The organism is Halomonas sp. AOP25-F1-15 (assembly GCF_052378675.1).
Classification (GTDB): domain Bacteria; phylum Pseudomonadota; class Gammaproteobacteria; order Pseudomonadales; family Halomonadaceae; genus Vreelandella; species Vreelandella casei.
This window is the reverse complement of sequence record NZ_JBQSXV010000001.1, coordinates 710,784-736,062: the sequence shown is the minus strand read 5'-3', so window position 1 is coordinate 736,062 and position 25,279 is coordinate 710,784. Positions and strand designations below refer to the sequence as shown.

Annotated in this window: 19 protein-coding genes; 1 reads left to right on the top strand and 18 read right to left on the bottom strand. The window is 53.0% G+C overall.

The window, feature by feature from the left end; genetic code table 11:
- Nucleotides 1-302: 302 nt before the first annotated feature.
- The 4 genes from ACT3TF_RS03310 to ACT3TF_RS03295 form a co-directional block, all read right to left on the bottom strand.
- Complete coding sequence (locus tag ACT3TF_RS03310; RefSeq protein WP_444625388.1) at nt 303-2,108, bottom strand: acyl-CoA dehydrogenase C-terminal domain-containing protein; 1,806 nt, start codon at nt 2,106-2,108, stop codon at nt 303-305.
- A 237-nt stretch (nt 2,109-2,345) separates the two neighbouring features.
- Nucleotides 2,346-3,113 (bottom strand): SDR family NAD(P)-dependent oxidoreductase, encoded by a 768-nt coding sequence (locus ACT3TF_RS03305; protein ID WP_096279223.1) that lies wholly within the window; start codon nt 3,111-3,113, stop codon nt 2,346-2,348.
- A gap of 20 nt (nt 3,114-3,133) precedes the next feature.
- On the bottom strand, nt 3,134-4,810 hold the full coding sequence (locus ACT3TF_RS03300) for an AMP-binding protein (protein WP_441684197.1): 1,677 nt from the start codon (nt 4,808-4,810) through the stop codon (nt 3,134-3,136).
- Between the two features lie 212 nt (nt 4,811-5,022).
- On the bottom strand, nt 5,023-5,592 hold the full coding sequence (locus ACT3TF_RS03295; RefSeq protein WP_096279219.1) for a TetR/AcrR family transcriptional regulator: 570 nt from the start codon (nt 5,590-5,592) through the stop codon (nt 5,023-5,025).
- Between the two features lie 126 nt (nt 5,593-5,718).
- On the opposite strand from ACT3TF_RS03295, the gene ACT3TF_RS03290 reads away from it, so the two are divergent.
- Nucleotides 5,719-6,906, top strand: coding sequence for an acetyl-CoA C-acyltransferase (locus ACT3TF_RS03290; RefSeq protein ID WP_444671562.1), 1,188 nt, complete (start codon nt 5,719-5,721; stop codon nt 6,904-6,906).
- 171 nt (nt 6,907-7,077) lie between these two features.
- Here the strand turns inward: ACT3TF_RS03290 and pstB are convergent, their stop codons facing one another.
- The 14 genes from pstB to ACT3TF_RS03220 form a co-directional block, all read right to left on the bottom strand.
- Complete coding sequence (gene pstB, locus ACT3TF_RS03285) at nt 7,078-7,881, bottom strand: phosphate ABC transporter ATP-binding protein PstB (protein ID WP_096279215.1); 804 nt, start codon at nt 7,879-7,881, stop codon at nt 7,078-7,080.
- 36 nt (nt 7,882-7,917) lie between these two features.
- The gene (pstA, locus tag ACT3TF_RS03280) at nt 7,918-9,276 is read right to left on the bottom strand and encodes a phosphate ABC transporter permease PstA (protein ID WP_444671561.1); all 1,359 of its coding nucleotides are present in this window, start codon (nt 9,274-9,276) and stop codon (nt 7,918-7,920) included.
- A gap of 6 nt (nt 9,277-9,282) precedes the next feature.
- Nucleotides 9,283-10,662 (bottom strand): phosphate ABC transporter permease subunit PstC, encoded by a 1,380-nt coding sequence (gene pstC, locus ACT3TF_RS03275; protein WP_444671560.1) that lies wholly within the window; start codon nt 10,660-10,662, stop codon nt 9,283-9,285.
- A gap of 108 nt (nt 10,663-10,770) precedes the next feature.
- Nucleotides 10,771-11,787, bottom strand: a complete 1,017-nt coding sequence (locus ACT3TF_RS03270) for a substrate-binding domain-containing protein (protein WP_444671558.1) — start codon at nt 11,785-11,787, stop codon at nt 10,771-10,773.
- Nucleotides 11,788-11,928: 141 nt separating this feature from the next.
- Nucleotides 11,929-12,660 (bottom strand): sulfite exporter TauE/SafE family protein, encoded by a 732-nt coding sequence (locus ACT3TF_RS03265; RefSeq protein ID WP_096279207.1) that lies wholly within the window; start codon nt 12,658-12,660, stop codon nt 11,929-11,931.
- A gap of 9 nt (nt 12,661-12,669) precedes the next feature.
- Complete coding sequence (locus tag ACT3TF_RS03260; RefSeq protein WP_441684201.1) at nt 12,670-13,866, bottom strand: multidrug effflux MFS transporter; 1,197 nt, start codon at nt 13,864-13,866, stop codon at nt 12,670-12,672.
- Between the two features lie 282 nt (nt 13,867-14,148).
- The gene (locus ACT3TF_RS03255) at nt 14,149-14,673 is read right to left on the bottom strand and encodes an STAS domain-containing protein (RefSeq protein ID WP_441684202.1); all 525 of its coding nucleotides are present in this window, start codon (nt 14,671-14,673) and stop codon (nt 14,149-14,151) included.
- Entirely contained in the window at nt 14,663-15,856 is a 1,194-nt protein-coding gene (locus tag ACT3TF_RS03250; protein ID WP_441684243.1) for a PP2C family protein-serine/threonine phosphatase, read from the bottom strand. The genes ACT3TF_RS03255 and ACT3TF_RS03250 overlap by 11 nt, the downstream gene beginning before the upstream one ends.
- Nucleotides 15,857-15,864: 8 nt before the next feature.
- Entirely contained in the window at nt 15,865-16,689 is an 825-nt protein-coding gene (locus tag ACT3TF_RS03245) for an MlaA family lipoprotein (RefSeq protein ID WP_444671557.1), read from the bottom strand.
- 31 nt (nt 16,690-16,720) lie between these two features.
- Entirely contained in the window at nt 16,721-17,842 is a 1,122-nt protein-coding gene (locus ACT3TF_RS03240; RefSeq protein WP_444671556.1) for a beta-ketoacyl-ACP synthase III, read from the bottom strand.
- Between the two features lie 118 nt (nt 17,843-17,960).
- Nucleotides 17,961-21,965 carry an ATP-dependent RNA helicase HrpA gene (gene hrpA / locus ACT3TF_RS03235; RefSeq protein WP_444671574.1) on the bottom strand — a complete coding sequence of 1,335 codons (4,005 nt, stop codon included), beginning with the start codon at nt 21,963-21,965 and terminating at the stop codon, nt 17,961-17,963.
- Nucleotides 21,966-22,083: 118 nt separating this feature from the next.
- Entirely contained in the window at nt 22,084-23,754 is a 1,671-nt protein-coding gene (locus ACT3TF_RS03230; protein WP_444671555.1) for an AMP-binding protein, read from the bottom strand.
- Nucleotides 23,755-23,946: 192 nt separating this feature from the next.
- The gene (locus ACT3TF_RS03225; RefSeq protein WP_096279191.1) at nt 23,947-24,726 is read right to left on the bottom strand and encodes a class II glutamine amidotransferase; all 780 of its coding nucleotides are present in this window, start codon (nt 24,724-24,726) and stop codon (nt 23,947-23,949) included.
- Between the two features lie 81 nt (nt 24,727-24,807).
- Nucleotides 24,808-25,233, bottom strand: a complete 426-nt coding sequence (locus tag ACT3TF_RS03220; RefSeq protein WP_096279189.1) for a hypothetical protein — start codon at nt 25,231-25,233, stop codon at nt 24,808-24,810.
- Nucleotides 25,234-25,279 lie beyond the last annotated feature (46 nt).

The following is a 25,279-nucleotide window of genomic DNA, read 5'->3' as shown; positions in this document are numbered from 1 at the left end:
CTGAGGCCGATTCGGAAAACATTATTCGATGACCTGAAAACGCTAACCTGCTGACAAACCGAAGGTTTTCACCTTCATCCACCGCTGGTAACGCTAGGCGTCCCCGGCAGCGGATGCGTACTTTATGGCTTCCCAGATGAGATTGCAAGCAAAAGAAGCGGAGAGCATAAAAAAACGGCGGAAGACCTCCCTTCTGCCGCAAACCACGTTTAGAACAACGCGCAGAACAACATCATTAGAGAGCACTCATTAGCGCTTGCGTTGCTGGGCCAATGCTAGCGCCTAAAAATTAAGACCTGTTATTAAATTTCAAAACCTAAGCCAAAGTCCTCACTAGAGATGGCCATTAAGCTCGCGGCACCCGCACTTATCATTTGTGCGTGCGCACGAGTGCGCGGCAGGAGCCGCTGATAGTAGAAGCGCGCAGTGTTTAATTTCGCGGCATAAAACGCTTTATCAGACTCGCCCAAGGAGCTCGATGCCTGTTTGGCCGCACGGGCAAATAGATACGCTAACGTGACGTAACCTGAGTACATAAGGTAGTCAACGCTAGCCGCACCGACTTCTTCGCGGTCTTGCATAGCTTTCATACCCACGCCCATGGTCAGCTCACCCCACTCTGCATTCAACTTGGCAAGCGGCTCGATGAATTCGTTAAGGGCGGGATTATCAGCCTCGGCTTTACAAAATCTATGGATCTCTTTGGTGAATACTTTTAGCGACTCACCCTGGCTCATAAGCACTTTACGGCCCAATAGATCAAGCGCTTGAATACCGGTAGTACCTTCATAGAGGCGAGTAATGCGTGCATCACGCACTAGCTGCTCCATCCCCCACTCTTTAATAAAGCCATGACCACCGTAGATCTGTACGCCTTCGTTAGTACATTCAAAACCAACTTCGGTCAGGAAAGCCTTAACGATAGGTGTTAGCAGACCAAGGAGAGTTTCAGCATGATCTCGCTCTTCACCTGGCTCACCTTGTTCCACCACGTCGAGCATTTGGGCAGCGTACAGCACCAGCATGCGCCCGCCTTCCGCAAACGCCTTTTGCGTTAGCAGCATACGGCGCACGTCCGGGTGAACGATAATCGGATCAGCTGGCTTATCAGGCGCCTGCTTACCCGACAGCCCACGCATCTGTAGTCGATCCCGCGCGTAGCTCAGTGAATTCTGGAAACTCGCCTCAATCAACCCAAGCCCTTGAATACCTACGCCGAGACGCGCAGCGTTCATCATAGTAAACATGCACGCCAGCCCTTTATTGGGCGGCCCTACTAAGTAGCCTATTGCGCCATCGAAGTTCATCACACAGGTAGCATTACCATGAATGCCCATTTTGTGCTCGAGCGAACCACAGGTGACGCCATTCCGCTCCCCCACATTACCCTGAGAATCGGGTAAGAACTTAGGCACTACAAACAGTGAGATACCTTTAGAGCCTTCTGGCGCATCAGGCAGTTTTGCCAGCACTAAGTGGACAATGTTCTCTGCCAAATTATGCTCACCGGCAGAGATAAAAATCTTGGTGCCCGTAATTGCATAAGCATCACCATCAGCAGGCACTGCCCGCGTTTTGATTAGGCCGAGGTCGGTACCGCAATGGGACTCGGTTAAGCACATAGTGCCGGTCCACACACCCTCCACCAACTTAGTGAGATACGTCGCCTTCTGCTCATCAGTGCCATGGTGACGCAGAGCATCAGCAGCGCCATGCGACAGACCTGGATACATACCCCACGCCAAGTTAGTGGCACAGATCATTTCCGAAAGCAGCATGGCTAGCGAGGGCGGCAACCCCTGCCCACCATGCTCAGGGTCAGCAGCCAAACTTGGCCACCCACCTTCTACGTACTGCTGATAAGCTTCTTTAAAACCGCGAGGGGCTTTAACCTCCCCTCCTTCTAGCAAACACCCCTCTTCATCTCCACTTTGATTAATCGGTAGTAACACCTCGCGGGCAAACCGAGCTCCCTCTTCCAAAATAGCGCTGATCACATCAGGCGATGCATCATCGCCACTTGGAAGCTGTGCGTAGTGAGCGGGGTAATCAAGCATCTCGTCCATCACGAAACGCATATCACGAATAGGGGCTTGGTAGCTGGGCATCACACTTCTCCAAAAGAAGGGGGTATTGAAAGCCGATAAATTGCTTTTAGACAAACAACTTTCAAACACATGTTTGAAAACTAGCGCGAGCGCTCTATAGAGTCAAGCGAGCGTTTTAATTTAGCCTAGAAGCGCATTACAACTTTGGCCGCCAACTCAACATGCTATAGCCTCTAAACATAAAAAAACTCGCCAGTGATTCGCTGACGAGCTGCCATAACTTACTGGGAAAAACGACTACTGCATGCGAATGCCGCCATCCAAGCGAATCAACTCACCATTCAGCATAGCGTTGGTAATAATTTGCTCCGCTAATTGAGCGAACTCGTCTGGCTTGCCTAATCGCTTAGGGAATGGCACCGCAGCGGCTAGCGCCTGAGCGGCTTCATCAGGAATCTCGCTCATCATCGGCGTTTCAAATACCCCTGGGGCGATTGCCATCACGCGGATAGCATGCCGAGACAGCTCACGCGCGGCGGGAAGGCTCATCCCCACAACCCCCGCTTTAGAGGCACTGTAGGCACACTGCCCCACCTGCCCATCGAAAGCCGCAATAGACGCAGTATTGATAATCACCCCACGCTCACCGCTTTCACTAGGCACATTTTTCGCCATCGCTGCGGCGGCAAGGCGCATAACGTTAAACGTGCCCACCAGATTGATATTGATCGTTTTCTTATAGCTTTCTAGATCCGCCGGAATACCGTCTCGATCAACCAGCTTTGCCACACTTACCACGCCCGCACAATGAACCACGCCCGACAGCCCGCGCTCACCGCCTAGCGCAACGGCTGCGTCCACCGCTTTCTGCATCTGTTCAGCAGAGGTGATATCAGCAAGGACAGCCTGTGCGCCTGCCCCCAACTGCTGGGCATGCGCATTCACGCTGTCGTTCAAGTCGCACAGAACGACCCGTGCACCCGAGGCGACTAAACGCTCAGCGGTTGCTGCGCCCAGCCCTGAGGCGGCGCCGGTAATCAAAAACGTACTGTCCTTAACCTGCATAACTGGATTCCCTATGGTGGTTACAATGACTGCCTTGACTTGGATTCTTCTACCGCTTGAGCGCGTAGCTTAAAGCGCTGGATCTTTCCGCTGGGAGTTTTGGGTAGCTCATCGACAAACTCTATGATGCGTGGGAACGCATGCGTCGAAAGCCGCTCGCGTACTCGCTGCTTGATTTCATCGGCGAGGACATCACTGGGCTCAAAGCCTTCGCGCAGCACCACATACGACTTAATTACCTCGCCTCGAATTTCATCTGGCTGCCCTACGGCTGCCGATTCAGCGACCGCAGGATGCGTCATCACGCTGTTCTCAACATCCGTTGGCCCAACGCGATAACCTGCCGTGGTAATAATGTCATCATCACGGCCGGCAAACTGAAAGGTGCCATCTTCATTGCGAATCACCACGTCTCCGGTTAGGTAATAACCTTCCACAAAGGGATTTTTTTCCTGCCAGGTATATCCTGGAAAGAAGTGCGCTGGCGAGTTCTTGATATCCACCGCCAGAACACCAGGCTCCCCTGCGGGGAGTTCGCGATACTCCGCATCCAAAATGACGAGACGGTAGCCCGGCATCGGCACGCCCATGGCGCCTACGTGCTTTAAATGATCAAGCGCATGATGGTTATTACAGGTCATCCCCGTTTCGGTTTGACCGTAGTGATCCATCACCGAACAGCCGAGCGACCTTTCTACCCAGGTAACCACTTCGGTATTTAAAGGCTCTCCTGCTGAACTTGCCGCTCGCAGCTCTAACGTTTCATGCGCGTCATCAAATAGGCCTGAGGCCTTCATCAAGCGATAAGCAGTGGGCGCGGCGGCAAAATTGGTAATGTGGTGGCGCTTCATAAACGCCAGCGCCCCTTCGGCACTAAAGCCCGCCTCACAGAAATGCGTGGTTACGCCCAGCAGCAGCGGCCCGGTGATCGCATAGTAAAGGCCATAGGCCCAGCCTGGATCAGCCATATTCCAGAAGCGGTCATCGTCGCGTAGGTCAATGGCGAGCTCCATATAGATCGCAAATGCCGTCATGCCCGCCAGCGGAACCGCCACCCCTTTTGGCTTGCCCACCGTGCCAGAGGTAAACATTTGCAGAAATGGCTCATCAGGCGAGAGCCTTGGCGGACTTTCGCTCATTGACGTATGCGTCAATGCAGCTTGCCAGTCGTGATCATCGGCATGCTCGCTGGTTTCACCACCGACGGCTAACACCGACGGACACTGGCTCAAACCATCAAACTTATAGCGATTGGCGTGATCAGTTATCACAAGTTTGGTATCGGCACGCCCTAACCGATAGTCCACGGCATCAGGACCAAACGCGGTAAACAGCGGCTGGTAAACGGCACCGATACGCCATGTTGCTAGAACGGCAATCAACAGCTGCGGGGATCGTGGCAACATGCAGGCGATGCGATCGCCCTGGCGTAGCCCTTGAGCTTGAAACCAACCGGCAAGCATAGCGCTTTGCTTATCAAGCTCGGCGTAAGTCAGCGTATTAATAGCGCCTTGGGAATCTTCCTGAACCAACGCCAGTAAGTCACCACGTCCTGCACGCACATGACGCCCACAGCAGGCCTCAAAAGCATTAAGGAAGCCGTCTTGGTGGTCATCTAAGCGGGCAATGACGCTATCGATAGAAAAGCTATCCAGGTAGTGCTGGTAGTCGGGCAGTGTGTGCGGTGTCGTGGTCATGATGGCTCTCTGATGTCGTCGGTAATTGTTGTTGGTAATGAGCACGTAGCAAGCAATATGGGAACAGGCAACGCCTATAAAACATCCGTTGACGTTAACGGAACTTTTGAGATAAAAACAACGCTAAAAGCAATCGCCTTGGAGAGCAAGCATTCTGATGGTTTAAGGCACTAGACGTTGGTCGGGGCTAGCCAATGGTATACAGCGGGTTATCAATCAGCGGTGGGCATTATCATAGCGACAAGCTCGTCAGCGAGGTCATCGGGTGAGCGAGAGCCGTTGGGGTCGTACCAACGAACGGTCCAATTCAAAGCCCCCAGCACAAAGCGCGACACAAGAAAACGATCACCATGGATTAATCCTGAGTCCAGCGCCTCGTCAATCACCGAGACCCACAAAGCCTCATAAGCATCGCGTAAATGACTGAGATGAGCGCTCGCCACAGGATCAAGCCTACGCCACTCAAAGAGCGCCACTACATGGGCATTGCGGTCGGTAAATAAGGTTTCAAGGTGGGCACGCGCCATGGTGCGTAAGCGAATTTCCGGCTCGGTGGCGCACTCATTCAGGGCTTTACGTGCAATCAACAAGGCATTTTGGGTGCCCTCTTCAATCACCGCCGCCAGAATTTCCTGCTTATCTTTAAAATGATGAAACAGGCTGCCGGATTTAATGCCCATTTCCTGCGCCAGCATGCGCACCGTGGTGCGATCGAAGCCTTCTTGGACGAACAGCTGAGCGGCGAGACGCGTCAATTCCTTGCGGCGTGGTGATGCATTCATTACATTCATGTCATTTACACTAGCGCTTGCTTGGTTACTCTGGAGAGAACCACAGCGCTGCCAACGGGTCAACGTATCACCCACCACTCGGCATGATAATCACAATAAACTGGAAGGAGATTGAACATGAGCAGCCCCACCGATGTTGTATTTCTAGCCGCTAAACGTACGCCGATGGGCGGCATGATGGGCAGCCTTGCCACGATGACGGCGCCACAGCTTGGCGCAACCGCCATTAAGGCGGCGATTGAAGCGTCAGGTATCGACCCCGCTGCGATAGCCGAAGGAATTATGGGCTGTGTACTGCCCGCGGGCGTTAAACAGGGGCCTGCTCGCCAAGCCATGCGCCAAGCCGGCATACCCGATGCCAATGGTGCCACCACCATTAATAAGCTGTGCGGCTCTGGAATGAAGGCCACCATGCTTGCCCACGATCTTATCAAAGCAGGCAGTGGCGATATTGTGCTGGCTGGCGGCATGGAGTCCATGTCTAACGCACCTCACATTCTGACGAAGGCACGCGGCGGCTATCGATTGGGACATGGCGAACTAAAAGACCACATGTTTTTAGACGGACTGGAAGATGCTGAAACGGGAAAACTGATGGGCGTCTTTGCCCAAGACGTCGCCACTCAGCGCGGCTACACTCGCGAACAGCTTGACGACTTCGCCATCGCGTCTCTTGAGCGCGCGATGGCCGCGACGAATGCAGGCCACTTGACCAACGAGATGGCCCCCGTCACCGTTACGTCTCGCCACGGAGACACCGTTGTTGAACATGACGAGCAGCCCTTTTTAGCCAAACTAGACAAAATCCGCCAGCTCCGCCCTGCTTTTGCCAAAGACGGCACCATTACCGCGGCCAACGCCAGCTCCATTTCCGACGGCGCCTCCGCACTCATCTTGGCCAGCCAAGCAGCGGCCGAGCAGCACGGCATTAAACCACTCGCGCGGATGGTGGGTCATTCAACCCATGCCCGCCACCCAAGTGAGTTCACCATTGCGCCTGTCGGTGCGATTGAAAAATTGATGAAAAAGCTAGGCTGGGGCGTTAACGATGTGGATTTATTTGAAATCAACGAAGCCTTTGCCGTCGTCACCCTGATGGCCATGGATGATCTAGGGCTGCCCCATAGCAAGGTCAACGTTTTTGGCGGCGCCTGCGCCCAAGGCCACCCAATTGGCTCGACTGGCTCGCGCATTATTGCCACGCTGATTCATGCCCTGCGAACAAAAGGTGGCCGACGCGGCATCGCAAGCCTGTGTATCGGCGGAGGTGAAGCGACAGCCGTCGCCGTTGAGTTAATCGACTAATCAATGGCACATAGCTCGTTGTGACAAGAGCCAGCGTCTCTTTTTAATAAAAAAGACGTTGGCTTAAAGCTTAGTCATTAAAGCTTAGTCATTAAAACTGAGCCATTAAAGCTTAGTCATTAAAACTGAGCCATTAAAACTGAGCCATTAAAACTTAGCCAATTAAGGTACTTAACCGAAGCGTCCGGTAATATAGTCGTGCGTGCGCTGATCCCGTGGGTTAGTGAAAATAGTATCGGTACTGTCCACCTCCACAAGGTCTCCCATGTGGAAAAAGGCGGTACGGTCAGCGACGCGAGCAGCCTGTTGCATATTGTGCGTTACCATCACAATGGTATAACTCTCGCTCAGCTCATCTATCAACTGCTCAATTTTCGCTGTTGCGATTGGGTCGAGCGCCGAACAGGGCTCGTCCATCAAAATGACATCAGGGCTAACGGCCACGGTTCTGGCAATACATAGACGCTGCTGCTGCCCGCCGGATAGACCCGTGCCGGGCTGATCAAGGCGATCCTTAACCTCGTCCCACAAGCCCGCACGACGCAGGCTGCTTTCAACGATATCGTCTAACTCTGCCTTACGCTTTGCCAGTCCGTGAAGACGCGGCCCATAGGCGATATTTTCGTAGATCGATTTAGGAAACGGGTTAGGCTTTTGAAACACAATGCCGACCTGAGCCCGCAGTAGTACGACATCGCGATCCGGAGCATAAATATCGTTATTATCTAACGTTATTCTGCCTTCGACACGACAAATATCAATAGTGTCGTTCATCCGATTCAGGCAGCGTAAAAACGTTGATTTACCGCAGCCCGAAGGGCCGATAAAGGCCATTACTTCATTCTCGTAAATATCGAGATCAATCCCATTAATCGCCTGAGCATTGCCGTAAAACACTTCGACGTTTTCAGCGCTCATTTTCACTTTATCTTTTGCCTTACTGGTGCGGCTCTCACCGTTACCCACACTCACCATAGGCGAAGGTATATTAGGCTGTGTAGAAGTATTCACTTACCACCTCGTCTCGAATTTTTTACGCAACCAAATCGCCAATGCATTCAAGCTAAGCATCAGCCCTAGCAACACGATGATGGCTGCTGATGTGCGCGCTTCAAAGAAATTGCGCAGCTCATTGCCCTGCCAGAGATAAATCTGTACAGGCAACGCCGTTGATTGTTCCAGCGGCGTACCCGGCACGTTGGCCACAAAGGCATTCATTCCAATCAGCAGTAACGGCGCCGTTTCACCTAACGCTTGTGCAATACCTAGAATAGAGCCGGTCAATATACCGGGCAGCGCCAGCGGCAGCACATGGTGAAAAACGGTTTGTACTTTCGATGCCCCAATACCCAGCGCCGCTTGGCGTATGGAAGGAGGGATCGAACGCAGCGATGCGCGCGTGGTAATAATGATCGTCGGCAATGTCATTAACGTTAGCACCAAACCGCCGACGATCGGTGCCGATAGCGGCAAGCCAATGTAGCCAATAAAGATGGATGCCCCCAACAGGCCAAAGACAATGGATGGCACCGCGGCCAAATTGTTGATGTTGATTTCGATCAGATCGGTGAGACGGTTTTGAGGCGCAAACTCTTCAAGATAAACAGCGCTCGCGACACCGATAGGCACTGACAGCAAAATGACCACCATCATCATAAACAGAGAGCCCATAAAGGCACCTGCTAAACCTGCTGACGCCGGAGAACTACGCGAATCCGTATTGAGAAACAGCGATGTGCTGAAAGCATTCTCAATGATGCCTTCATCACTGAGCCGGTCAGCCCATTCTCGCGTTTGCGGGCTAAGCTGCTGACGCGCATCCGGTAAGCTACGATCTATATTGCCTTTGATCCATACATCCACATTGGCGCTGGCAAGCAGCTTGACCTCGACAGTTTGGCCAAGCAAAGAAGGCTTTTCAATAAACTGGTCGCGTAATGCAAAGCGCTCGCCAGAGGCCAATAATGCCCGCAAGTCGCGCAATTGGCGAGACTCAACATCCACACCTAATGCGTCTTCCATTGCACTATCAATAAGTGACTGCCAGTTGACTAAACTGGCCTGCGTTAGCCACGCGCCATAGCGTTCATCAAATGCAAGTTGGGTCTCGCCATCTTCGCGCCGAGGCTTTTCATCCAGTTGAATAACCTCAGGGTCAAAATACACATCGGTGTAAACCGTCGACTGCCAAAAAGCAGGTACGCCACGCGCAAGAATGCTCGCGAATAAAATGATTACCAGAGCCATGCCCGTTGTCACAGCGGCTAGCCCCACGCGGCGAAAGCGCGTCTCTTTGCGGTGTCGTTTCGCCAGCGATTTTTCGATCGTCATCAGACGGTGCTGACGACGCTGCTCAATCGTTATAGACATAGTCGCTTACTCGTATTGCTGGCGATATTTACGCACCACAACCAGTGCGATAACGTTCAGACCTAGGGTAATCACAAACAGCGTCAAACCAAGCGCAAACGCCACCAGCGATTGCGGGCTAGCAAAATCCATGTCTCCTGTCAGCTGATTAACGATGGTGACTGTGATGGTTGAAACCGCTTCGAAGGGGTTACCGTGCAGAACGGGGTTATTGCCCGCGGCCAATACTACAATCATGGTTTCACCAATCGCCCGACTGGCAGCCAACAAAAAAGCCCCGACGATACCCGGCAGTGCTGCCGGTAAAACCACTTGGCGGATCGTTTCAGACTTCGTTGCACCTAGCCCCAGCGCACCATCGCGCAGCGATTTAGGCACCTGGGTAATAATGTCGTCGGAAAGCGATGAGACAAAAGGAATAATCATAATCCCCATCACCAGGCCGGCGGTCAGTGCGCTGGTGGTACGGATATTGATACCGATGACATCACCGATACTCGACAAGAAAGGACCAATGACAATCAGCGCGAAAAAACCATAAACAATCGTTGGAATACCCGCTAACACCTCAATTACCGGCTTAGCGATATTACGCAGCCAGCGAGGCGCGTATTCGGCCATATAAATGGCTGTCATGAGACCAATGGGGATGGCCACTAAGAGGGCAATGGCGCTCACCATCATGGTGCCCCATAGCAACGGCAGGAGCCCAAATTCGCCCTGAGCACTCGACCCGGCGGTATTGAAACGAGGATTCCAAGTGGTTCCCAAGAAAAATTCAGCGGGGCTAATAAAGCTGAAAAACTTTAAAGCCTCTCCCAGCATGGAGAGCACAATACCCACCGTGGTAAAAATCGCTACTGCCGAACAGGCTGCTAAGGCAAAGGTAATCACCCGCTCAACTTGGTTTCTAGCGCGCCACTGGGGTGAAATATGCCGCTTGGCATATGTCAAACCGGCGACCACTAACACAGCCATTAGCGCGACGAGGCTTAGATTTTCATAGGTATGCAGGCGCGCCATATGGTTGGCAGCCGCCAGTTCTTGGGCACTTCCACCGCCGGCAACACCACGCCCTTCGGCTAGTACGGAAATACGACGTAACGTTGTTTCAAGCTCCCGTCCGCTCATGCTAGCCACCAACTCATGGGGCAACTGATGAGTAACGAGCATCTCAATAAGCTGGGGCGCTAAGAAAGACCACAGTAAAAACAGCACTAAGGCTGGCAGCCCGCACCACAATGCAACGAGCACACCGTAATAGCCCGGCCGCGAGTGCATCCTGACATCATTTTCTGCCGCAACCGCACGGCTTCGTGTCAGCCCTAAGTGGTAAGCCAGGGCCATGATCACGAGCAGTGTGGCTATCAAGGCAATGTTGCTCATTATCTCTCCGCCTGTGATTTTCTACATTTAAGCGCCGGCATCAGATCATTGATGCCGGCGCGACTGCCAAGCGAGTTAAGTGTTAATCGATGGCAAGTAGGCCCGGATTTACTCTGGGCTAACCACAGTGCGGGCTTGGAACTGCTCAAGCGCGGTTGCACGCTCCTCTTCATCCAGCGGAATAAGACCAGCATCTTCCAGCGGGCTGCCGTAGCCTGACACCATGTCGTTCAGGAAGTATTCGGTGTATTCGGCCAGACCCGGAATTACGTCAAGGTGCTCACCTTTCACGTAGAAGAACAGCGGACGAGAAATTGGGTATTCACCTGAGCCAATGGTTTCCAGACTTGGCGTTACGCCGTTAATGGTGGCCACTTGCAAGCGGTCTCGGTTCTGTTCGTAAAAGCTAAGGCCAAATACGCCAACAGCGTCTGCTTGAGCATCTAAACGCGCGAGCGTTTCGGTGTAGTCGCCAGCAATTTCAACAATACGGCCATCGCCGCGCATATTGACGCAGGCATCACCCTCAACCTGGGCGTCGCTTTCACAGCCAGGGTGGATGACTTTCTCTTCGAACACTTCACGGGTGCCGTGGTTTGAAGCGGGGATGACCAGCACAATTTCCTGGTCTGGCAGGTCAGCATCGATTTCTGACCAACGGGTATAGGGGTTATCCACCAGTTCGCCGTCTTGGGTAACTTGGGCTGCGGCGGCTTTGAAGACATGGTCTGGGGTCAGTTCAAAGGCTTCGCGGTCTAGGCGCGAGGCAAAAACAATACCGTCGTAACCGAATTTGACCTCAAGTATTTCATTGACCCCGGCCTCATTACAGCTCGCTACTTCAGCGCTACGGATGGCGCGTGAGGCATTAGCAATATCGATGGTGTTTTCGCCAACGCCTTGGCAGAACTGACGCAAGCCACCACCAGAGCCACCAGAGCCAACGACCGGTGTACCGAACTGAGAAAAAGTATTCCCAAACTCTTCAGCAACGATACTGGCAAACGGAAGTACCGTAGAGGAACCCGCAATCTGCACGGTATCGCGCGCCATTGCAGTAGCGGAAACGCCAGTGGCCAGGGCCGCTACTACTGCAACACCTAATGTCTTCTTAGCTACATTCATCGTCGTGTTCCCCTCTGGTTTAATATCCGGTTAGCACTTAGCTTCCGGAAGAGCTGGCCCAATGGCCTTGCGCAAAGAGGAGTCTGCACACGATCGATTGCAGAAATATGACAGTGATCAATTATTGCTATTTTTTTAACGTCACACTAAAAGCCCTATCGCTGCTAGCGTACACAGCGTTAGTGAAGCACGCTGCAACAGGCGTCTGTCTAAGCGATGCGCTAGCGCACCTGCCAGCGCATTACCGATAAGCACCGCAGGCAAAAAAGTCAGCGCCATTTGAAAATGCCATAGCTGAATTTGATTCGCCAACGCGAGAGTTATCAGCGTTAGCGTAGAGGTTAAAATAAAGAAAGCGGCCAGATTGCCGCGCATTCGATCAACCGGCAAGCCGTGCATCAACAATACGATAGGCGGGCCGCCAATAGCCGCAACGGTACCGAAAATACCGGACAGAACACCCGCTCCAAACAGCGTTATACGGTTCACCGGCAGCTGAAAACGGCATACAGTGACTAATACCGTGAACAATACGATAACGGCAATCAGCTTTTCTAAGATCACCATAGGGGCCACAAGTAGCAGCCAAACACCCAGCGCATTACCAGGCAGGCGGCCTACTAACGCCATTCCAATAGCATCCAGCCGCACCTCGTGCCAATAGTGGCGCACCATCATAAGCGAGACAGTCAGCCCAAATAACACCAGCGTGACCGGCACTAGGCGAGGCTCCAACATCAACAGTAGCGGTGCCCCCACTACCGCCAACCCGAAGCCGGTCGCTCGCTGAACAAAAGCACCAAGCATCAAAACCGCGGCACAGGCAAGCCAGGTATCTAATGGCAGGTTGATCCAGGCAAGCAGACTATTCATGTGTGCTGTTCATCCCCGTAGCTCATCCACCGCAGGTTTCTTGGTTAGCTTGCGTACCCCAATATTGCCTAGCAACGTCGCACTCAGCATGGTGAGAACCATTGGCCACAGATGCTCTACTTCAAACAGCCCAACCATGACACCGGCAAGCGCTCCGCAGGTGAATTGGATACCGCCAAGCAACGCCGTTGCCGTTGCGCTGATATGCCCAAAGTGATCCAACAGTGCGGAAATAGCGTTAGGCGTAATCAGCCCAATCATGCCGGTAAATAGCATAATGAGAGGCACCACAACGAACAGTGAGGCTATATTTAAAGCGGTAACAAGCACCAGCCCCAGCGCGGCGACTAACTGCACTAGTAGTCCTAAACGTAAATTTTGTTGCGGTGAACGCTTACGCAACAGATGAATATTGACGCGATTTGAGAGCGCAATAACCAATACGTTCACCCCAAACACCAGAGGGTAAGTAACTGGAGACAAGCCAAAATAATCTAGATACAGAAATGGCGACGCGGTTACAAACGCAAATAACCCGGCAAACGAAGAAGCAACGGCGCAAATATAGCCCATACCTTCCCGGTGCTTAAGCACGCTGGCATAGTTACGGATAACTTGTCGTGGTGACGCTGCCGGTAATGACATATCCCGCGTTTCAGGCAGACGCGTGCCTAAAAGCCATAATAAGAAGCCGGCATAGACCGCTAAAAATACAAAAATTAGCCACCATCCGGCAATATGAAGCAACAAACTGCCGACTGCCGGCGCTACTAGCGGCGCCAGCATCATAATCATCGCCATGGTAGACATGACTTTGGCAGCCTCTCGGCCACTAAAACAGTCGCGCACAATCGCGGCCGAATTGACCACGCAGGCACCTCCGCCAAGCGCTTGTATAAAACGCCAGAAGAGCAGCGTAGACAAACTATCCACCGTGGTAATCGCTAAGCTTGCCAGCATAAAAACGACTAAACCACCCAGCAGTACCGGCTTGCGTCCCATTCGATCAGATAGCGGACCAAAACAAAGCTGGCCTAATGCAAAGCCAAACAAAAAGACGCTAATAGAAAGCTCAGTCCGATGAATGCTGGCATCAATACTGTCAGCGATGATGCCTATAGCGGGCAAATACGCATCAATAGCAAAGGGAGCAAGAGCAGTATTGGCAGCAACCAGCAGTGCCACCCGACGAGGATTAAGGTGCATGAGGCTCCATAGGAGGCACAACAGGTGCGCACAGGGATAGATAGGCCGCTAAGCATAGACGATTTGATTACATTTGTCGGTATTTACACGCCATTACCACTGCCTCGTTAATCCCTATAGGACTAAAAGAGCTAGATAATCAGGCGAGCAATTTAAATAACAACAGATAAGCAGGCACGCATACGAGAACGATCATAAAAGGCAGAAACACGACGATTCAGCGTATTGCGCAATACCCCGTTAGCATATGCGCTCTAGCCGCAAGGTCAGTTCACAGACGTACTAGCAATGAGTTGCAGCACACTGCGACTCAAGCATCTCAACCAGCGGCTGAAACTGCTCACGGTTGTGCTCATTCATATGCATTAAAATGCGATGGGCCTCGAGAATTCGCTCACGCAGGCCTTCTTCGTCTGCGGGCTCTTCAGGCAATTCTTCAAGTGCATCATTGAGCGCGACAGGTTGCTGCAAAGGTAAAGGCGCTTCCATAAGAGTAAAGAAGCGCGCGAAGCCCATTACATCGAGCATTTTGCGAACGTCAGGATTATCGACAATAATGGTTGGCGGCTGCTCCAAGCGCCCTTTGACGGCCATCGCAACCTTAGCGAGAAAGCCCAGGGCGGTGGAGTCCACATTGGTGGCTTCTCGCAGGTCAATCAATACGGCGCGCAGCCCTGGCGTCTCGGCAAGACGTTGAGCTTGAGAGTCCAGCGTGGCGCATAGCGTCAAGCGCACATCGCCGCACAGCTTTAAAACAAAAACACCAGTATCGAAAGCCGCTTTTATGCGACCTTCTTCAATCAGCATGACCAAATCCGCTCACCATCATGATTGTAAGATCATCGGGTAAAGCATCGCGCTCCTGATTAGCGTCAAACTGTGCATCTCCTTTAGCAAGGAGTGCATTAGTTCCCACTAACCTATCGCGCAACTGCTCAAGCGTTACACTCTCGCTTACTAATTGCTCAAGCTCCTTGAGCCGCGTGTCGAGCGTTTTACCCGGCAAGCATTCCAATACACCGTCTGAACATAGCCACAAACGAAACTCAGGCGGCAAGGAACAGCTCAGCGAAGGATACTCTACATCGGGGAAAAGGCCTACCGGCATTCCTTCGCCCTCTAAGCGACTTAGCTTTCCTTCTGCCACTAACAGGGGCATCGGCAGCTGAGCGCCGAGCGAATAGTGAAGAGTCTTTGCCTCATGGTCAATAACACCGACAAATAACGTCGCGTGCTTGCCAATGTCAGTGCCCTGCAGCTCACGGTTCATTGCCGTTAACCAGTCCGGCGGTAAGTCCTCAGGCTTCTGCCCATCCCACTCACTGAGCCAGCGGTTACATAAATACTTTAGTAACACCGTCACAAATGCCGATGAGGCGCCATGCCCCGAAACATCCGCAAAATAAAAAGCGCTATAGCGGTCGTTATAGCGCTGATAGTCTAGAAAATCCCCGGATAAATACAGCGAGGGGGCAAACCAGTAATCGAAATACACCCCGTTGATGACTTTAGGATGAATCGGCAGTAAGCGCCGCTGGATATGGCCCCCACTTTGCTGGTCCATACGCAGCAGCGCTAAATGCGTCTCTAGGCTTTCATTCAGCTCAGCTAGACGCTCGTGGTCGCGCTCACGCTCCAGGGCAAGATCATTAAGCTCTATCGCTTTGCGAATCATCCGTCGTAACAGCTCGGCATGGCGCAAAGGATGAACGATATAGTCCACTAGGCCAACATCAATCGCCTTAATAAGATCCGCATCTTGGCGCGAGTCGCTGACCACCAGCGTCGGTAGGCGCCGGGTTAGCTGCGACCACTGCTGCCTAGGAACCGCTCTAGCATGCGCGACAATAAGCACTGTGTCAGCGGGGAGATGCTCAATATTCTCTGATGCAAACACCCACATGCCATCACAGGTAATAGCTTCAGCCAGCGCATCGCGCTCACGACCCGGTTCGTCGATGACCGCGATCAACTGCTTAGAATGATCCATCATTAGCCTCAATCGGCGCTATTATCGCCATCAACGCCGTCATCACCAAAGTCGCTCTCATCAAAGTCGCTATCATCAAAATCAAAGGCATCAGCGGCAAATGGGTCATCGCCCAGTTTTCCATCACTCACCTCAAATTGGCGACTCTGTAAGAAAGCATCACGGATAAAGCTATAACGATCACCGCGGATCAACGCCTCCTGATCAAGCAAGCCTGCACGAACATCGATTAGCCGCAGTGCAGTAAGGCTTATACGAGCGGTATCATCATCGACATAGGTGACCGGATACGCAGCCAGGTCGGCAGGTAAGCCGGTAGTATCTCGCAGCGTGCTTGGGCCTAATAAAGGCAGTACAAGATAGCGCGAATCATCCCATCCCCACACTGCTAGTGTTTGGCCAAAATCTTCTTTATCAGCGGTAATTTCCATTAAGGTGGCATAGTCCAATAACCCGCCGACGCCCACTGTGGAGTTAATTAAAAACCGTGATGTGGCCAGGCCCGCGTTTGCTGGCTTACCCTGCAGAAGGCTATTAAGCGCCGTTCGCACTTCGCCCAAATTGGAGAAAAAGTTACCTACTCCTGTTTGTACCGGGTCAGGCGTAACCGTTCGGTAGCCCTGAGCGACTGGCTTTAGCGCATAGCGATCTAATACGTCGTTAAACGCAAACACTTTGCGGTTAAAGCCTTCCCAAGGATCATCAGGGTTAGTGTCTTGCGCCACCTGCGTGCTGGCACAGCCGCCGGTGGCCAATAACGCCACCAATAGAAGAGGCAATCCTTGTGTACGCCACGTAAGCGCTGGCTTTTCTTTATTTAAAAACGGCTGCATGACATTTTCCTTTATCCATTTCAACGCCACGTTACCGGCGGCGAACTACAACACTTCCAGCACTGTAACCCGCCCCGAAGGAGCAAATCACGCCAATGTCGCCTTCTACCAGCTCTTCGCGATGAAGGTGGAACGCAATAATCGACCCAGCGGAGCTAGTGTTCGCGTAGCGATCCAAAATAATCGGCGCCTGAGCGGCACTCGGGTCGTAACCAAGCACTTTACGGGCAATCAAGTCATTCATATGCTGATTGGCTTGATGCAGCCACATACGCTTCAAATCACTGCCATTCAACTCCAAAGATGCCAAATGATCGGTGATCAATTTAGCGACCATTGGACAGACCTCTTTAAACACCCGCCGCCCTTCTTGCACAAACAGCTTATCAAGGGCCAGCGGGTCACTGTCCGTTACACGGCTGAGAAAACCCGCATTATTACGAATTGCATTGGAAAACTTGGTAACTAGGCGCGTACCCAGAATCTCAAACTGTTCATCGGCAGCAGCAATTGCACTATTTTCCAGGACGATGGCGGTGCAAGCATCACCGAAAATAAAGTGGCTGTCACGGTCTCTGAAATTGAGATGCGCCGAGCAAATTTCCGGATTGACCACCAGCGCGCGCTTAATGCTTCCAGACGCTATCGCATTGGCCGCTGTTTCCAAAGCAAACGTCGCTGAGCTGCAGGCGACATTCATATCAAATCCATAGCCGCTGGTACCCAGAGCTTGCTGCACTTCGACTGCCACGGCGGGATAAGCACGCTCTAAATTCGAACAGGCAACGATCACCAGCTCAATGTCGGCAGGGTCAACGCGCGCTGCGGCCAAAGCATGGCGCGCTGCGGCGGTGGCCATTTCACACTGAAGTGAGGGTTCATCATTATTCCGCTGTGGCAGTTTAGGCCGCATACGCTGTGGGTCAAGGATACCTTGCGCATCGAGGACGTAACGATTCTTAATACCTGATGCTTTTTCAATAAACTCACTGCTCGAATGGGCGAGTGGCTCACGCTCTCCCCGGCCAATGGCGTCAGCATGCTGGTGATTTTCAGCGTCTACCCAAGTATTAAATGCCGCCACTAAAGCGGCATTATCAACGGCGTGTTCCGGCGTATAGAGGCCAGTCCCGGTGATCACCACATGTGTCATGCCAATCTCCTTTTAGCGGCTTGCCGAGGTAACTTTCGGCGTAACCATAATGTTACTGTGTGCGTAAAATAGCGCTTTTTCCAGCAACTTTTTTTCGACACCGATTTTGGTCAACACACTAGGCACTAATAATTTCTTGCCAGCGCTTTTCTAACCGTTTTACCGAAACCGCCATCTTAGTACCCTGCTGCTGAGCGAACAGTGACACCCTGAGCTCCTGCAGCCACCAGCCGAAAGCAACCAGTTCGGGGTCTTCCACTTGGCCACGCCGCTCACTCTTACGCCGCGCATCAAAACGCGCCTCCAACGCTTGAACATCGTGCATCATCATTTGATCGCGGCCGCGCTCACGGGCGGCCTTTTCAAGACGTATCAGTGCCGCTTCGGCGTAACGCGGGTATTCCTCAAGCCAATCGCCGGCATTGCGAATAAAGCCGGTATAAACCAAGCGCTGCATTTGTGCACTGACATCGCTATACACCAGCGCAAGGGAAAAATTGAGCTTACCTTTGAGCAGCTTACTAACCGCTAAGTGCCCTTTTAGCGCGGCCTCTACCCGTAATAGTAAAGCACTCGCTGCGTTAACAAGCTGATGCTGGGTATCGTTGAGTCGTTGGCTCAACTCCCCCGCCGAGCGCGGCAGCGGATGCCGAGCCACCACCTGAGTAAATACAGCCAACAGCAGATCATCGACCAGAGCTTGCTTACTCCCCACTTTAGCAAACAGCAGTGCGCACTTCTCAACGCCAGGTAACTGCTTAATTGCTTTGACCTGCTCCGGCAATTTGGCAATAGCTAGCCGGGCAATGCCCTCCTGATGGGCGGCATCGGCTTTGGCAGGGTGATCGAATAGCGCAACTTTAAACTCGCTCGCTTGCGCCACTAGAGCCGGATACGCCTCAACGCGAATGCCGGCCTGGGTGGTGACGCGGGAAGCCGGTAACGGGGCCTCAGGCAGACCGGCAACGGCAGGCTCAATGCTGACCTGTTCGGCCAGTGCTTGAGCACCTGCGCTGGCCGCCGCTTCATAGCGCCGTTCTAAGGCGCGCAGATCGCGCCCCTGGCCTAAGGTTTCACCCGCGTGATCCACCACGCGAATATTCATAATCAGGTGCGGCTCAAGCAAATCTAAGCGCCAATCTTCGAGCTGCACGCGCGTCGCTGTGCGACGGCGAATAAACTCCCCAAGAGCCTCGGTCAATGGGCGCTGATCAGGCACCAGGGTTTCCAGCGCAGCATCGACCCAATCGGGAATTGGCACAACCTGACGGCGAATACTTTTCGGCAGCGACTTCAATAGCGCAATGCATTTCTCACGCAATAGCCCGGGTACCAGCCACTCTAAAGCATGCACTGGCACCTGCGGCAGCATGGCCGCGGGAACGGTCAGCGTGATGCCGTCGTCTTCAGCGTCAGGGTCAAAATGATAGCTAACCGGATATGCAACGCCAGCCAAGGTTACATAATCGGGATACTGCGTCTGGGTGACATCGTCAGCATCGCGCGCTTTTAACGACTCAAGATCGAAATGCAGTAGCTCTGAATCACGCTGCTCAGCTTGCTTGCGCCAGTGTTCAAACCCTTTGCCGTTAACCGTTTCGGCGGGGATACGCGCATCGTAAAAATCAAAAAGCGTGTCTTCATCGACCAAAATATCGCGCCGTCGAGCGCGATCTTCTAGCGCCTCGACTTCGCTGACCAACGCTCGGTTGTGGGCGAAGAAAGCACCTTTAGTCTGAAACTCACCCTCCACCAGCGCGCGACGAATAAACAGCTCCCGAGACTCCTTAGGCGCTATTGGCCCGTAATGAACGCGGCGCCTCGCGACAATCGGCAGACCAAACAGCGTAACCTGCTCAAATGCCACCACCTGTGCCCGCTTCATTTCCCAATGCGATTCGCTGTAAGTGCGCTTTATCAAATGCTGCGCCTGAGGCTCAATCCAGTCTGGGTCAATTTTGGCCACCGTGCGGGCAAATAGCTTTGACGTCTCGATCATCTCAAACGCCATCATCCACTTGGGTGATTTTTTAGCCAGCCCAGAGCCGGGGTGAATCATAAACTTTCGGTTGCGGGCGCCCAGATATTCACGGTTCTCAAGCAGCGTGCCCAAATTAGAAAGCAGCCCTGATAACAGCGCCTGATGCAGCTTGCCCGAGGTTTTGCGCCGCATCTGTCGAGCCTGCTCTTCACTCTCTTCTTCGTTGCGTGGCAAGGGTGCAGGTACATCAATATCCATATCTCGCAGCAGCTGGCGCAGCTGTCGGAAGGTGTCGTGCCATTCTCGCATGCGCAGGTAGTTGATGTAGTGCTCGCGACACCAGCGCCGCAACTGGTTTCCGGACAGCGCCTCGCGGGCGTTTTCGATGCCGTGCCAAAGGTTCAGCAATGCAACAAAGTCTGAATCCGGGTCGTGCCAGCGCTGGTGCGCTTGATCAGCCGCTTGGCGCTTATCTGCCGGCCGGTCGCGGGGGTCTTGAATAGCCAATGCCGACACCACAATCAGCACATCGCGCAAACTACCCATGTCCACGCCTGCCAACACCATGCGCGCTAAGCGAGGGTCAATCGGCAGCCGCGCAAGCTTACGACCCAGCGTAGAGAGGCGCTGCTGCTCATCCACGGCGCCCAGCTCGAACAGCAGACGAAAGCCGTCTTTAACAAAGCGGCTATCCGGCGGATCAACAAAAGGAAAGGCTTCTATATCGCCAAGCTTGAGGCCCAGCATTGAGAGAATCACCGAGGCTAAATTGGTGCGCTGGATTTCAGGGTCGGTAAAGCCTGGCCGAGATAAGAAATCTTCTTCGCTGTAAAGGCGAATGCAGACCCCTTCTGCAACCCGCCCACAGCGCCCTTTACGCTGATTCGCGCTGGCTTGACTGACGGCCTCCACCGGCAGACGCTGTATTTTTGACCGATAGCTATAACGGCTGATACGCACAAGGCCTGGATCAATCACATAGCGAATGCCGGGCACCGTCAGCGAGGTTTCTGCAACGTTGGTCGCCAGCACAATTCGGCGCCCGCGGTGTGAGGCGAAGACACGGTTTTGCTCTTCGTTGGAAAGGCGGGCGTAGAGAGGCAGAATGTCAGTGCCTTTTAACTCCGCGCGGCGCAGCGTATCGGCGGTTTCACGAATCTCACGCTCTCCGGGTAAAAACACCAGCACATCGCGAGGGCCATGCAACCAGCCTTTATCACGTTCAATGGTCTCGAGTTCTTCTACCGCGTGCAGAATACCCTCTTGCAGCGTGCGATCGTCTTCATCGTCTTCGTCACGTACCAGCGGCCGATAGTGCACCTCAACGGGATAGGTCCGCCCGGTCACTTCCACGACCGGTGCAGGCGTCTTAGCGGTACCGAAATGCTCAGCAAAGCGCGCCACGTCAATGGTAGCCGAGGTAATAATAACTTTGAGATCGGGCCGCTTGGGTAACAAACGCTTTAGATAGCCCAGCAGAAAATCGATATTCAGGCTTCGCTCGTGAGCCTCATCGATGATGATAGTGTCATAGCGCAGCAACAGCGGGTCGTGCTGAGTCTCAGCCAGCAAGATACCGTCCGTCATTAGCTTGACTAACGTGCTCGGCGTACTCTGATCATGAAAGCGTACCTGATAGCCTACCTGCTCGCCCAAAGAGACGTTCAACTCTTCCGCCAAACGCCCGGCAACGCTTCGAGCCGCCAAGCGCCGTGGCTGGGTGTGGCCAATCAAGCCACGACGGCCACGCCCCAGCTCTAAGCACATTTTTGGAAGTTGAGTGGTTTTGCCTGAGCCGGTCTCCCCCGCCACCACGACGACTTGATGATCACGGATGGCGTTAAGAATATCTTCTCGCCGCTCAACAACCGGTAGTTCAGGCGGATAATTAAGCGCGACCTGCTGCGCCTGACGTAGGCTAAGCAGCTGCTGAGCACGGCTGATCTCGCACTGCACCTCATCCAAACCACGGCTGATAGGCTTGTTATCGCGCAGGCGACGGTTCAAACCACTCAGGCGCTTCTCCAGCCTCTCTGTATCGCGCAGCATCACCTCCCCCGCTGCCTGTGTCAGCGATGCAAGGCGTTGGCTATCGGTGGGGGCTGTAGGGATGTCAGTGGTCACGATTGAGTAGGCTTCCATTCGCTTGAGTGGCACAAAAAATCAACCCGCTCAATTGAGCGGGTCGTAAGCACAGCCTCGTAGTGTAACGCTTTCATTTGCTTGACGCCTAGCACGGCGCTGGGTACGCGTTAAACGGTTACCCTTTAGGCGCTTCTTCGTCACGCAGCTGGCGGCGCAGAACTTTGCCCACGTTCGTTTTAGGCAGTTCATCACGAAATTCGATAACTTTAGGCACCTTATAGCCGGTGAGCTCTTTTTTACACCAATCACGGAGTGTTTTTTCATCAAGCTGGCTATTTTTGCTTACGACAAATAGCTTGATCGCCTCACCGGAGTTTTCATCCGGAATACCTACCGCAGCCGACTCAAGCACATCGGGATGAGAAGCCACTACATCCTCAATTTCATTGGGATAGACATTAAAACCAGAGACCAGAATCATGTCTTTTTTCCGATCAACAATGCGGATGTAACCATCATCTTGAAGTATGGCGATATCGCCGGAGTGAAACCACCCACCCTCATCAATGGCCGCGCGGGTGTCATCCTCGCGCTGCCAGTAGCCTTTCATCACTTGTGGCCCTTGTACGCACAGCTCACCTGGCTCGCCCATGGCGACGTCGTTGCCGTCGGCATCAACAACTTTGACCGCAGTACCCGCCACGGGCTTACCAATCGAGCCCAGTTGAATGGCATCAGCAGGATTAAAGCTGACGATAGGCGATGTTTCAGTCAGCCCGTAGCCCTCAGCAACCGGGCAGCCGGTCGTTTGTTCCCAGCGCTGCGCTGCGGCTTTGGTCAAAGCCATACCGCCAGAAATCGTCAGCTTTAAGTTAGAAAAATCTAGCTGTTTGAAATCGTCACGGTTACAGAGGGCATTAAACAGCGTATTCAGGCCAATGAAGGCGGTAAAAGGCAGCCCTTTGAGCTCTTTAATAAAACCATCCAGGTCACGAGGATTGGTAATCAACAAAGAGTGGTTGCCGGTCTCCATCAAAAATAGGCAGTTAACGGTAAACGTATAAATGTGGTAAACCGGCAGCGGCGCAATAACGAGTTCTTCGCCATTACGCAAGCGGGCGCCAATCGCTTCACGTGCTTGCAGCATGTTGGCGACCAGGTTGCGGTGCGTCAGCATGGACCCTTTGGGCGTCCCGGTCGTGCCGCCGGTATACTGAAGGGCCGCCAAGTCATCGTGCGTCTGCTTGACCTCGGTATGGCTTAACGAAGCGCCTTTTTTCAAAGCCTCTCTAAAGTCAGTCGCGCTGGGTAGCGAATAGGCGGGCACCAGCTTTTTGACGTGTTTAACCACTGCGTTGATTAACCAGCGCTTGGGTATATCGTGTAAATCCCCGAGCTGAGTTACCACAACGTGCTTGATATCCGTTTTATCGAGCACTTTCTCAAGTTTGTCCGCCATATTGGCCAGAATAACAATCGCTTTCGCGCCAGAATCTTTGAACTGATTCGCCATTTCCCGTTCGGTATAGAGCGGGTTGGTATTGACCAACACGAGGCCTGCACGCAGCGCGCCAAAGACTGCCACGGGAAATTGCAATACGTTGGGCAGCTGAATGGCTATTCGGTCACCGGGCACCAGGTCAGTTTCGTGCTGTAGCCAGGCGGCGAAGCACCCCGATAAGCGGTCAAGGTCGGCAAAGGTCAGCGTTTTCCCCATACAGGAAAAGGCAGGCTTTTCTTTAAAACGCTCTACTGCGGAATGAAAAACATCTGTGACTGAATCATATTGATCCAACCCTTCAAGCGCTGGGCCACTTAAAACGGCGGCGTTGGCGTGTTCGCTCATGGGCAATCTCCGCTATCCGTGTCGGCGAGATCACCGACCTTGTTATTGTCGCGAGGTTGAGAGCACCAACGATATACGACGCGTAAAGGGCTGTAAAACGATCGATTAAAACCTACGTTTCAACCTTAGCCTAGCGCCAAATACGTCTTAATCATTGCTCACTCTCACCTGCTACTTTAGCAACTCATTCATTTATGGACAGTATCGCGCCTGAATTTCTCCATCGCGCCAGACTAATAGCTCACCAGGCACCATTTTCTCCCAGGCTTCATTATGGGTAAGTGGCTCAGTGGCAATAACCGAAACAATATCATCGGGGGTGGTATGCTCAGCGAAGTTGACCGTCATTTCAGCATCAGATAGTTCAGCATCGCCAAACGGCGCGCAGCGCGTTATGTGCGCAAGCTTAGTAGCGCAAAAGGTATATAAATAATGGCCGTCGGAGAGCAGCATATTGAATACGCCTAGCGCTCTTAACTGCTCACACAGTTGGTGTAAACGCTCCCACAGGCTTTCAAGTGTATCGGGCGGTGTCGGAAAGGCTCGTCGTAGCTCGCCTAGCAGCCAACAGTAGGCATGCTCACTATCCGTACTGCCCACCGGGGTATAACTGCCTAACGGTAGATTTTCCCAGCTGCTTAACTGACCGTTGTGCGCATAACACCAAGGGCGCCCCCACATTTCGCGCATAAACGGATGCGTATTGGACAACCGCACTCCGCCCACATTGGCTTGCCGGATATGGCTAATCACCACATTGGACTTAATGGGATAGTCGCAAATCAATCGAGCAATAGGCGAATTGACCGAAGGATACGGATCTCGAAAATCGCGATAGCCGCCTTCCTCATAGAAAGCGATACCCCAGCCATCACGGTGAGGGCCCGTCCCGCCCCCACGGTGTAAAAAGCCCGAGAAGCTAAAACAAATATCAGTGGGTACATTAGCGCTCATGCCCAATAACTCACACATGCCTAGCCACCCGTAAAGATCTCAACATAATCTGGCACGCAGGGCCTCTCACAAGGGCAATCACCCAGGCGCATAAAATCATTAACCAATCACCGGTTCACGACGGCGTGAAGGCTGCGCAACACCGTCGCGCTCTTCGTCCTGCTCGACATAGTCGTATTCATCAGGGCGACGCCACCACCACAGAGCGACACCAATAAGCGCACCCACGGCGACGCCAAATATCAGCCACATCAGGCCTCCACGCAGCGCTGCACCGTTATGTTCTAAAAAACCCACCGCTGACACCATCGCCGACGGTGCCCAACCGGTATAGAATTCACCCTCCTCTATCAACGGCAGCCGAAAACTAGCGGGCATCAGCACGGCGCCAGCGACACACCATGTCAGCACCAGCCGTGGCAAACGGGGCAGCAGAGATAGCGCAAAGTAAACAGCGACAATCACTAACAGCGCTACGCCGTAGTAACTTAACCACAACATTGACGTTGAATTTGCAATTAACATAATACCCCTCATGTGGGTGAACTCACCCGACGTTGATTTCTCGTTA